Source organism: Sulfuricurvum sp. RIFCSPLOWO2_12_FULL_43_24 (genome assembly GCF_001829605.1).
In the GTDB taxonomy this organism is placed as follows: domain Bacteria; phylum Campylobacterota; class Campylobacteria; order Campylobacterales; family Sulfurimonadaceae; genus Sulfuricurvum.
In genome coordinates this window covers 1-3,205 of sequence record NZ_MIBT01000109.1, presented here as the reverse complement: position 1 = coordinate 3,205, position 3,205 = coordinate 1, and the positions used below count along the sequence as shown (strand labels likewise).

Here is a 3,205-nt window from a genome sequence, read left to right as displayed (position 1 = left end):
TGCCCTTGCTGCGGCGATGATTAGCGGTATCGCATCAGCCGATGCGTTGACCCTTTACAGTGATCCTAAAACAGGACAAGTGTTTACAACTCCGGGCGAAGGCCGTGTTGAGATGGGCGATTTCGTAGATGCGAAAACAGTTGATATGGCAGACCGTGAAATTGAGTCTGGCTTTTCTGAATATAAAGATACAATGAAAAAATACGTTAACGTTAAATCAAAAGCAAAAACGCTTGAATTTAGCGGTACTCATTACTTCGGTCTGACATCAATTTCTCCTGAACGTACAGGAAGTACTAGTGTTGATGATTCACGCGGTTTTGAGCTTCGCCGTAACTATGTTCAAGTAAAAGCGTATTTCAACGACAAAGACTATTTCCGTGTAACAATGGATACGACAAAAGAACTTACAAGTACAACCAGCTATGCTAATATGTATGCTAAATACGCTTACCTTTGGTTGGATAGCGTTCTTCCATATACGGGTGTAGAAATCGGTATTGCTCACCGTCCGTGGATCGATTATGAGGAACACAATGCTTGGAGATATCGTTCAATCAACAAAGTTGCACTTGAGCAAAAAACCAACGCAACCGATAACGGTCCGGATTTGATCAACTCGGCTGACCTTGGTTTCAACTTGAAAACCAAAACGGATATCTTCTCATCTGAAATCGGTATTTTCAACGGTGAAGGGTATCATGCCGATAAAGCTGCGGCGAATCAAGAAAACAGCACCGATCTTTCCCTCGAATGGCGTCTTACTGGTCATATCCTCGGAAGCGGTAAAAAAGTGGGTAAAAACGACGTAACTAAAGATACGTATGCGAATCTATCAACGTACGGTATTATTTCTAAAAACCATAAAGATGCTGCGGTACTTGAAGACGATTCAGCTGAATACGATCGTTCAATCTACGGTATCCATGCCGTGTATAACCAGCCGGAATTCCTCCTTGCGGCGCAATATTATGTTGCAGAAGATAAAGCACAAAATGCTGCTGTCGGAGCCGGTAAAGAGTACAAAGGATGGTCTATCAATGCTGAAGTACGCCCGATTCAAGATTGGACAGTGTTAGCGCGTTATGACGTCAGTGACATTGATGCAGTTGCAGCAGGTACAGGCGTGAAAACAAAGTCTCAAGACATGAAACAAACACTTTTGGGTGTGGCGTATAAATACAATAAAAATGTATCGTTCATCGCATCAGGTAAACATATCACAGATGAAACTGAAGTATCGAATCCAGCTACAATCGACGTTGCAAAAGAAAAAGACGTTTATATGTTGACTACCGAAGTTAAATGGTAATCGCTTAACTTTTTATTCTCTCCTTCTTCTCCCGCTTACGCGGGAGACATTCTCCTTCATGGCTTTTTCGCTACAATACACCCCATATCACTTACTAAAGAAACCCAACTATGATACCTGTTAATTTAATCCTCACGATTGTGGGACTGCTGTTTCTCCTCATCGGCTTGGTAGCTCTGTACGTTTGGAGCAGTAAAAATAAAATAGCTGTTACCGAGGTTCCCGCAAGTGTCGAAACCTTTGAATCGCTCAGTGCTGTTATCAAAAATCGATCTTCCAGTGCTTCAGAGCTTTCCCATGCTGTGGATACGATACTGAGTCGCTTTGGGACAATCACTTCTCATACCTCAAGCTCTTATAAACATTTGCTGGAAGCTCTCTGCACCCACCCTAAAACCGATTCGAAATTGATACTGCGGTTTGAGAAAACACTTAGAACTTCCAACCCGACTCACGCACATGAAATCGAACAATCTCTTGCTCTTGGATTAGCCTCTAGAGGCTAGTTTCCGCATCCTTTGAATTCAAATTCATTTTTCCTAAATGAAACTGTTTCATCGGGTTTTGGAAACATAGGAGCGATGGACTTGATTTGTTGTTGTACTGCCTGATCAAGTCGCTCATTCCCTGAACTTTCATCAATTTTCATATTGATCGCTTCTCCATTTTGAGTCAAATCAAAAGAGAGAATTACTCTCCCCCTGAGATGAAAACGATTCATGTCCCTAGTACATTTGATGTTGTGAAACAGTATCAAATCAACGGTTTTTTTATGCGGATATTTATACTCTTCTTTTACAGGCGGCGGCGGAGCTTTCGGCGTGGCAACGGGTACAACATCTACCGTTTTTGTCACGGGAATCGGTACCGCTACAGGGATCGTGTGTTGAACGCTTTGGATGATCGGTTTGTTCTCTGTGATGACACGTGGCGCAGGCATGGTAACAACGCGAGGTTCTATGGCTTTGGATATCGGAGTCGGTTCGAGCGTTTTAGGGATAGGCTGTGGCGGTTGGATAGCAGGCGTCGAGAGGGTCGCCTCATCCGGTTGCATTAAGATTTTGAGCTTAATCTTTTCGCTCGGCATCGGCATGGTTTTATGGAGCACGCTCAATGCCCCGATCATCAGGGCAAAGAGTGTTAGGTGAATACCTACCGAGATTAGAAAAGGGTTCGTTGTGCGCACGTGATCCAAAGTATATTAGAGTTTAATTTCTACTTTCGATGATTTACGAAGGGTATCGGTTGTTTTGTTCATGAGTGCTTTAAATTTTTCCAATTTGATAAATTGGGTAATCTCTTTTTTTGCCGCTTCGAATGGGACAGTTTTATCACCTTGCTTCATTTTGTCTTTATTGGCATCGTAAAACGTTTGCGCCTCTTTGTCGGTCACGGTGATTTTAGCCATTTGCTGTTTCATCCACATATCGACCGCTAAATCGTTTTTGATTGCTGCGTATTGCGCTTTAAAAGCAGGGGTGTTTTGGATACCGCTTTTAGCCACTTGAGCTTTAATAAGCTCTTGGTTTACGAGTTGTTCCACCACTTGGCTTTTCATTTTGGCATCGAGTTTATCAAAACTCATCCCCCCCATTGCTTTGCTAACAAATGTGTTAGCATCGTTTGTGGTGATCGCTTTGCCATTGACGGTTGCGAGAGTAGCGGGAGCGGCGTAGATAAATGAAGAGGTTAAAACAAGTGCTGCAAGTGTAAGAGAAAGTTTCATAAGGTTCCTTTGGGAAAATAATTAAGGATATTATAGTGAGGTTTGATTACGTAAATGTTAATAAGGGGGATAAAATTGTGTTGGTGGACCCTAGCGGGATCGAACCGCTGACCTCGTCGCTGCCAGCGACGCGCTCTCCCAGCTGAGCTAAGGGCCCAAAGATATTG

4 protein-coding genes and 1 tRNA gene are annotated in these 3,205 nt (G+C 43.0%); 2 read left to right on the top strand and 3 right to left on the bottom strand.

Annotated elements, in window-relative coordinates; translation table 11 throughout:
• Both A3G19_RS10250 and A3G19_RS10245 read left to right on the top strand, forming a co-directional pair.
• Positions 1 to 1,312, top strand: a 1,312-nt coding sequence (locus A3G19_RS10250; RefSeq protein WP_294872615.1) for a hypothetical protein, incomplete at its 5' end; no start/stop codon positions are given.
• 110 nt (positions 1,313 to 1,422) lie between these two features.
• On the top strand, positions 1,423 to 1,818 hold the full coding sequence (locus A3G19_RS10245) for a hypothetical protein (RefSeq protein WP_294872612.1): 396 nt from the start codon (positions 1,423 to 1,425) through the stop codon (positions 1,816 to 1,818).
• Here A3G19_RS10245 and A3G19_RS10240 read toward each other — a convergent pair.
• The 3 genes from A3G19_RS10240 to A3G19_RS10230 form a co-directional block, all read right to left on the bottom strand.
• On the bottom strand, positions 1,815 to 2,498 hold the full coding sequence (locus A3G19_RS10240; RefSeq protein WP_294872609.1) for a TonB family protein: 684 nt from the start codon (positions 2,496 to 2,498) through the stop codon (positions 1,815 to 1,817). The two genes, A3G19_RS10245 and A3G19_RS10240, sit on opposite strands and share 4 nt — an antisense overlap.
• Positions 2,499 to 2,513: 15 nt before the next feature.
• Positions 2,514 to 3,038: a SurA N-terminal domain-containing protein gene (locus tag A3G19_RS10235; protein WP_294872607.1), complete on the bottom strand. Its 525-nt coding sequence runs from the start codon at positions 3,036 to 3,038 to the stop codon at positions 2,514 to 2,516.
• 81 nt (positions 3,039 to 3,119) lie between these two features.
• Positions 3,120 to 3,195: transfer RNA gene (locus A3G19_RS10230), tRNA-Ala, on the bottom strand.
• Between the last annotated feature and the right edge of the window lie 10 nt (positions 3,196 to 3,205).

What these genes read in the sequence shown, in the direction of transcription:
- A3G19_RS10245 (WP_294872612.1), top strand. Translation starts at nt 1,423, where the DNA reads ATGATACCTGTTAATTTAATCCTCACGATTGTGGGACTGCTGTTTCTC.
- A3G19_RS10235 (WP_294872607.1), bottom strand. Translation starts at nt 3,038, where the DNA reads ATGAAACTTTCTCTTACACTTGCAGCACTTGTTTTAACCTCTTCATTT.